The 7,143-nt window shown below is 64.3% G+C and carries 7 protein-coding genes; 6 read left to right on the forward strand and 1 reads right to left on the reverse strand.

Annotated features, from left to right (window positions below; all coding sequences use genetic code 11):
* Window positions 1-17: 17 nt before the first annotated feature.
* The 5 genes from WBQ44_RS18570 (at window position 18) to WBQ44_RS18590 (ending at window position 5,338) form a co-directional block, all read left to right on the forward strand.
* Window positions 18-155 (forward strand): WCX domain-containing protein, encoded by a 138-nt coding sequence (locus tag WBQ44_RS18570; RefSeq protein WP_495568149.1) that lies wholly within the window; start codon window positions 18-20, stop codon window positions 153-155.
* Window positions 156-264: 109 nt separating this feature from the next.
* Window positions 265-546 carry a Sec-independent protein translocase subunit TatA gene (tatA, locus tag WBQ44_RS18575; RefSeq protein WP_495568144.1) on the forward strand — a complete coding sequence of 94 codons (282 nt, stop codon included), beginning with the start codon at window positions 265-267 and terminating at the stop codon, window positions 544-546.
* A gap of 63 nt (window positions 547-609) precedes the next feature.
* Window positions 610-1,566, forward strand: a complete 957-nt coding sequence (gene tatC, locus WBQ44_RS18580; protein ID WP_495568145.1) for a twin-arginine translocase subunit TatC — start codon at window positions 610-612, stop codon at window positions 1,564-1,566.
* Between the two features lie 15 nt (window positions 1,567-1,581).
* The gene (locus WBQ44_RS18585; protein ID WP_495568150.1) at window positions 1,582-4,317 is read left to right on the forward strand and encodes a DEAD/DEAH box helicase; all 2,736 of its coding nucleotides are present in this window, start codon (window positions 1,582-1,584) and stop codon (window positions 4,315-4,317) included.
* Between the two features lie 79 nt (window positions 4,318-4,396).
* The gene (locus WBQ44_RS18590; RefSeq protein WP_495568146.1) at window positions 4,397-5,338 is read left to right on the forward strand and encodes a DUF4333 domain-containing protein; all 942 of its coding nucleotides are present in this window, start codon (window positions 4,397-4,399) and stop codon (window positions 5,336-5,338) included.
* A 12-nt stretch (window positions 5,339-5,350) separates the two neighbouring features.
* On the opposite strand, the gene WBQ44_RS18595 is transcribed toward WBQ44_RS18590, so the two are convergent.
* A complete protein-coding gene (locus tag WBQ44_RS18595) occupies window positions 5,351-6,322 on the reverse strand; it encodes a 5'-3' exonuclease (RefSeq protein ID WP_495568147.1) in 972 nt (323 codons plus the stop codon).
* Between the two features lie 27 nt (window positions 6,323-6,349).
* Here WBQ44_RS18595 and WBQ44_RS18600 point away from each other — a divergent pair.
* Window positions 6,350-7,143, forward strand: a 794-nt coding sequence (locus tag WBQ44_RS18600; protein ID WP_495568148.1) for a M24 family metallopeptidase, incomplete at its 3' end; no start/stop codon positions are given.

A 7,143-nucleotide genomic window follows, 5' to 3' on the forward strand; every position in this document is an offset into this window, starting at 1 on the left:
TCGCCACACACGCGTGGATGACGCGCTTGACCCTGGGCTTCGGTGAGGGCATCCGGGTGTTGGGGCCTCCGGAGCTTCGTGACAGCGTCGACGAGCGTGCCCGCGGCGCACTCTCGGCGTACGCCGATCTCGACCGACTCGATACCGGTCGATAGTTCGACCTACATGCCATCGGGGTGAACGTGAAGAAAACGTCCGGCCACTGAGCAGCCTGCGGTGCAGTAACTCGGGTAGGCTCGGAACATCTGATCTTGGGAGGTTTTCATGGGATTCACAAGCCCGTGGCATTGGGCCATCGTTGCTGTGGTCGTCGTCATTCTGTTCGGTTCGAAGAAGCTGCCCGAAGCAGCTCGCGGATTGGGTCGCTCGCTTCGCATCTTCAAGAGCGAGGTCAAAGAAATGCAGAACGACGGCAAATCCGATGCACCGGCGGCCCCGGCTTCCACGCCGGCTCAGCTCGACACCGCTGCGCAGGCAGACGTTCGCGCGAGCGACATCCACGCCACGAACGGCGCGCACGTGCAGCCGGATTCCAAGTCGGCCTGACGAAAGACTGCGACAAACCGGGGCGCCAGCGCGCCCCGGTTCACCGCTGAGCGAAGACAGAGAATGCGAATCCCGTTCGATCCGAGGCGCAGCAAGCGCCGACTGAATCCCGACGGCACCATGTCGTTGGTCGATCATCTCTACGAGCTTCGTACCCGCTTGATGTGGTCGCTCCTCGCGGTCGCGGTCACCACGACGTTCGGGTTCTTCTGGTACTCGCACACGCTGCTCGGTATCAGTAGCCTGGGCGACATTCTGCGCGGCCCCTACTGCTCACTCGAGCCCAGTTTGCGCGCCAACTTGAGCAACGACGACCAATGCCGACTGCTGGCGACCGGGCCGTTCGATCAGTTCCTCTTGCGCTTCAAGGTCGCGTTCACGGCGGGCATCGTGATGGCCTGCCCGGCGTGGCTCTATCAAATTTGGGCGTTCGTCACCCCTGGGATGTACAAACAGGAGCGGCGTTACGCGATCTCCTTCGTCAGCGCGGCAGCCGTGCTGTTCGTGGGTGGAGCCGTTCTCGCTTACTACATCGTCGCCAAGGGCCTGCACTTCCTGTTGTCGATCGGCGACAACGTCCAGATCACCGCACTCGGCGGTGAGCAATACTTCGGCTTCGTCGTCAATCTGCTCATCATCTTCGGCGTCAGCTTCGAAATCCCACTGCTGGTGGTGGCCCTCAACTTCGTCGGTGTGCTCACCTACGAGCGCCTCAAGGCATGGCGTCGTGGATTGATCTTCGGCCTATTCGTGTTCGCGGCGATTGCCACCCCGGGGCAGGATCCGTTCTCCATGCTTGCGCTCGCGTTGGCGCTGACCGTGCTGTTCGAATTCGCAGTGCAGATCGCCCGCATCAACGACAGGCGTAAATTGCGCAAGAGAGCCGATGAATGGGGTGAAGTGTCCGATGACGAAGCAACGTCGATCGATTCAGCAAGTTCCATCGAGTCACCGATCTCGGTGCAACCACCAGCGCACCAGCCCGCACAGCCGAACAGGGACTTTTCGGACACGATCTGACGTGGTCGAGTGACCCTGTCCACTTCCGAACGGAAACCAATCTCGGAGCTACAACGGTTCGCGGGTGAACTGAGTTTTCCGCTCGATCGATTCCAGGTCGACGCCTGCACCGCACTCGAAGCCGGCCACGGGGTTCTCGTGTGTGCCCCTACCGGCGCGGGAAAGACCATCATCGGTGAATTCGCCGTGCATCTCGCCTTGGCTGCGGGACGAAAGTGTTTCTACACCACCCCGATCAAGGCGCTGAGCAACCAGAAATTCGCGGAACTCACTGCGCGATACGGTCGCGACACGGTGGGCTTGCTGACCGGTGATTCGAGCATCAACCCGAATGCACCGATCGTCATCATGACCACCGAGGTGCTGCGCAACATGCTGTACGCATCCTCCGATGCACTGCATGGGCTATCCCACGTCGTCATGGACGAGGTGCACTACCTCGCCGATCGGTTCCGCGGCGCGGTCTGGGAAGAAGTCATTCTGCATCTGTCGCAGGACGTCCGTCTGGTCAGTCTGTCGGCGACCGTCAGCAATGCGGAAGAGTTCGGCGCCTGGATGGAAACCGTGCGGGGTGACACGACGGTCGTCGTCGACGAGAACCGTCCGGTACCGCTGTCGCAGCACATCATGGTGGGACGAAGACTGTTCGACCTGTTCGACACGCGGGCGCAGTCGGGTGACGGCGCCGCGAAGCTCGTGGTCGATCGCGAACTCGTTCGGCACGTCAAACAACGACAATCACTCGAATACGTCGACCGATGGCAGGCGCCGCATGCGCGAGGCCGTGGGCGCAGCGGGCACGGGACCAGTGCCAACAACCGCCCGTTGCCCAGACCCGAGGTCATTGCACGGTTGGACCAGGAAGGTCTGCTTCCTGCGATCACGTTCATCTTCAGCAGGGCGGGCTGCGACGGTGCCGTCACACAGTGTCTGAGGTCGCGGCTGGTGCTCACAACGCCCGAGCAGGCCGAGGAGATCCGGTACATCGTCGACAAGCACACCTCCGAACTGCCACGCGAGGACCTCGAGGTCCTCGGCTTCTGGGAGTGGCGCGAGGCGCTGGAACGCGGGTTGGCGGCGCACCACGCGGGCATGTTGCCCGTCTTTCGGCACACCGTCGAGGAACTGTTCGTCAAGGGACTGGTCCGTGCGGTGTTCGCCACCGAAACGTTGGCGCTCGGAATCAACATGCCCGCCCGAACGGTCGTGTTGGAGAAGTTGGTCAAATTCAACGGCGAAACCCACGCCGAACTGACCCCCGGTGAATACACCCAGTTGACGGGGCGGGCCGGCCGCCGTGGCATCGATGTAGAGGGCCATGCCGTCGTCCTCTGGCAGCCCGGTACCGAGCCGACCGAGGTTGCCGGGCTGGCCTCGACGCGCACCTTCCCGTTGCGCAGTTCGTTCCGGCCCGGCTACAACATGTCGATCAATCTGGTCGAGCAGTTCGGCGCAGCCGATTCCCGTACCCTGCTCGAGCGTTCGTTCGCGCAGTTCCAGGCCGATCGTTCCGTCGTCGGCCTCGTTCGGGGAATCGATCGGAACGAGACCACGCTGGCGCAGTTGATCACGCGGCTGGGCGGTACCGATGGCGACTACTTCGAATACGCCAAGTTGCGTGAGCGTTTGAAGGAGCGGGAGAAGACACTCGAACGGCAAGGCCGTCAAGATCGACGTGATCGTGCGGTGGAGTCGTTGCAAGCACTCGAGCGCGGCGATGTCGTGTCGGTGCCGAGCGGGAAGCGCAGCGGTCTCGCAGTAGTCCTCGAGCCGGACGACGATCGCAACGACCCGCGACCTCTCGTGCTCACCGAGGACGCCTGGGCTGGGCGCCTTTCGGCGGCCGATTTCCCGTCCGCCGCGGACCCCGTCGGCCGGATGCGGTTGCCACGGTTCGTCGACCACCGCACCGCGCGCACTCGACGGGATCTGTCCGCTGCATTGCGGTCGACAGGTTTGTCGGCGCCGTCGGGTCGTCGAAGGATCAAGTCGACTGCCGCCGACGACCGGGAACTCGCCACACTCCGCCGCAGTATTCGCTCTCATCCGGTGCATTCGAGTCCTGATCGTGACGAACTGGGCCGCGTGGGGGAGCGATACAACAAACTCGCCCGGGACACCGAGTCCATGCGTCAGAAGGTATCGGCAACGACGAATTCGTTGGCGCGCAGCTTCGATCGAATTCTTGCGTTGCTCAGCGAACGCGATTACATCACCCCGGGAAGGAACCCGCAGGTCACCGAGCACGGCGCGCGGCTCGGCCGCATCTACTCCGAATCCGATCTATTGGTCTCCGAGTGTCTGCGTCAAGGGTTGTGGCGTGGACTGTCTCCGGCCGAGTTGGCTGCGGTGGTCTCCGCTGTGGTGTTCGAGTCCAGGCAGGAAGGCGACACGACGCCCCAGGGACCGACGGGACCCGTCCGACATGCCCTGTCGGAAACGGTCCGGGTGTGGAACGAACTGCGTGCCGACGAGGCTCGTCACCAGCTTGCGCCCACGCGCGAGCCGGACATGGGCTTCGTGACGGCGGTGTACCGATGGGCGAGCAACCATTCGCTGGTAGAGGCGCTCGTTGCTGCAGGCGACAACGGAAAAGCATTGTCGGGAGGCGATTTCGTACGCTGGTGCCGCCAGGTCATCGATCTCCTCGATCAGGTACGGCTGGCCTCGCCCGACCCCGAGGTATCGAAGTCTGCGTCCAAGGCGGTCGCCGCGCTGCGGAGGGGCGTCGTCGCGGTCGACGCTGCGTGAACGCGTCCGATATGGTTCGATCGGCCGCGCCGGTGGTGCGTAGGGTGACGGCCGATCAACCGATACGAGTGGAGGCGTGATGAGCGGCCCTTACGGTCCGAACAACCCCGACGATCAGTGGGCCCCTTACGGCGGCGCACATGGGGATGCGCCCGACACCGGAACGACCGATACGGGGGAAACGTACGCGACACGATCCTCGGACGAGGACGGCAAGTCCGAGGGGTCGAACCAGAACGCCGACAACCCGACCCAGTATCCCCAGGGCCAGTATCCCCAGGGCCAGACTTCCCAGGGCGGCTACCCGCAGGGCCAGTACCCCCCGACGGGCTACCCGCAAGGCGCGCATCCTCAGCCGTACGGGCAGCCATCGCAGCCGCCTGCCCCGTATGCGGAGGGACAATATCAGCAGCCCGGCTATCCCCAAGGCCAGTATTCTCAGCCGGGCTACCCACAGCAGGGTTACCCCCAGCAGGCAAGCCATGGCACGCCGACTCCGTCACCCAACCCCCAGGCGCAGTATGCGCAGCCCGGCTATCCGCAGAGCCAGTACCCCCAAGGGCAGTATCCCCAAGGGCAGTATCCGCAGGGGCCGTACCCCCAGGCGGGCTACCCGCAGGGGCAGTATTCGCCGCAGCAGTACGGGCAGGGCCAGTACGCATCGAACCAGCAGTGGGACCAGGGCCGGCCACCAGCGGCGCCGGCCACGAACTCGAACTCGAAAACTCCGCTGATGGTCATCGGCGGGCTGTTGGTCGCCATCGCGGTCATCGGCGCGTTGGCGTTCGCATTCGGTGGCTCCAAGAATCTCGACCGTGCGGCTGCAGAATCCGGCGTCGAAGAGATCGTGACGGGTACCTATGGCGCGTCGACGGTATCGGACGTGTCGTGCCCCGACGGCGAAAAGGTCGAGCAGGGTGCGTCGTTCGAATGCACCCTGCAGGTCGACGGTGTCGGCAGAACGGTGACCTTGACGTTCACCGACGACGAGGGAACGTACCAGGTGTCCCGCCCGCGTTGAGCGAGTGCATTTTCAGGCGCCGTGGGCCGAGAGCGAAGCCACGAGTCGGGTAACGGCGTTCGTGATTCCGAGTTCTTCGCCGAGCTGCGCGAGTCGATCGGGGTCGGCAGGCGCGGCCGGGATCACGTCCGATCGGGAGAACTTCACATCGGCGTCGGTCACCACCCTGACCACCGGAAGCGCGGCGTCGAGGTAGTCGGCTGCAGCCGCGAGTTTCGCGCGGACACCATGCGCCATGTCGGACGTAGGGTCGAGCGCTGCGGCACGCAACGCAGCGACCGATCCGTACCGCAGCATCAACGTCGATGCCGTTTTCTCGCCGACGCCCTTTACGCCGGGCAAGCCGTCCGAAGCGTCACCGCGAAGTAGGGCGAGTTCGGCATATGCAGCGCCGGCGCGGTCGAGGGGCACACCGTACTTTTCGGCGACTTCGCTGGGTCCGAACAGTTCGGCCTTGGCAAGACCTCGGCCGACGTAGAGCACTCGCACCTGCACCGGTTCGTCGGCGGCGACCTGTAGTAGGTCACGGTCCCCGCTGACGACTACGACCGGGTCCGTTCGCTCCTGCGCGGCCAACGTTCCGAGAACGTCGTCGGCTTCGAGGTTCTCGGCTCCGGCGGTGGCGATACCGGCGGCGGCGAGAACGTCCATGATCATGTCGACCTGGGGCGACAGGCTGTCGGGTACTTCCTCGAATTCCGATGTCCCTGGCGCAGCTTCGGCCACTCGGTGCGCCTTGTACGACGGTATCGCGTCGACGCGGAACTGCGGCCTCCAGTCGAGATCCAGGCACACGGCGAGTCGGCTCGGCTCGGTGCGCGCCATCAATGCCGAAACCATGTCGAGAAATCCGCGGACAGCATTCACCGGCCGGCCGTCGGGTGCCGTAATCGATTCTGGCAGAGCGTAGTAGGCGCGAAACCATAGGCTGGCTCCGTCGAGAAGGAGTAGAGGCGACTTTCCCGGGGCTGTCATGGCACCCATCTTGCCAAACGCCGATAGCCTGAAGGCATGAGTTCCGATTCCGCCGCCCCACGCTTTCCGTCCGAGATCTACGGCGTACGCCTGGCCCGCGCCGCCGAATACGCTCGCGAAGCCGATCTCGCCGCACTGCTCATTTCGCCCGGGCCCGATCTGCAGTATCTGCTCGGTTCACGTGCCAGTTCGTTCGAGCGCCTGATCTGCCTTGTCGTTCCGGCAAACGGCGCGACGCCGACCGTCGTTGTCCCTCGCCTCGAACTGGCTGCGCTGAAGGAGTCCGCTGTAGGCGAACTGGGCCTGCAGACGGCGGATTGGGTCGACGGCGTCAGTCCGTACGACATCGTCGCCGACCTTCTCCCGCAGGGCGCAGCGACAGCCGTCGACGACGCCATGCCGGCTCTGCACTTCGTTCCACTGGCAACGAAATTGGGCCGCGTGCCCGTGTTGGCGACATCGGTACTGCGACGGCTACGCATGCTCAAGGACGACGCCGAGATCGATGCCTTGCGCCGCGCCGGTCAGGCAATCGATCGCGTGCACAGTCGAATGCCCGACTTTCTGAAGGTCGGCAGGACGGAGGCGGACGTGGCCGCCGACATCGCCACGGCGATCGTCGAAGAGGGCCATACCGAGGCGGCGTTCATCATTGTCGGATCGGGCCCGCACGGCGCAGATCCGCACCACGAGGTATCCGATCGGGTGATCGAAGAGGGCGACGTCGTGGTGATCGACATCGGTGGCCCGGTGGCCCCCGGATACAACTCCGACTCCACGCGGACCTACGTGATGGGCGAGCCGTCGGCAGAGATTGCGCGACGCTACGC

It is taken from the genome of Rhodococcus sp. (in: high G+C Gram-positive bacteria) (genome assembly GCF_049591685.1).
Taxonomy (GTDB): Bacteria; Actinomycetota; Actinomycetes; order Mycobacteriales; family Mycobacteriaceae; genus Rhodococcoides.

Bases quoted from the DNA above. Each gene is read 5' to 3' on its own strand.
- WBQ44_RS18570 (WP_495568149.1), top strand. From the start codon at position 18: ATGACGCGCTTGACCCTGGGCTTCGGTGAGGGCATCCGGGTGTTGGGG.
- tatA (WP_495568144.1), top strand. From the start codon at position 265: ATGGGATTCACAAGCCCGTGGCATTGGGCCATCGTTGCTGTGGTCGTC.
- tatC (WP_495568145.1), top strand. From the start codon at position 610: ATGCGAATCCCGTTCGATCCGAGGCGCAGCAAGCGCCGACTGAATCCC.
- WBQ44_RS18590 (WP_495568146.1), top strand. From the start codon at position 4,397: ATGAGCGGCCCTTACGGTCCGAACAACCCCGACGATCAGTGGGCCCCT.
- WBQ44_RS18595 (WP_495568147.1), bottom strand. From the start codon at position 6,322: ATGGGTGCCATGACAGCCCCGGGAAAGTCGCCTCTACTCCTTCTCGAC.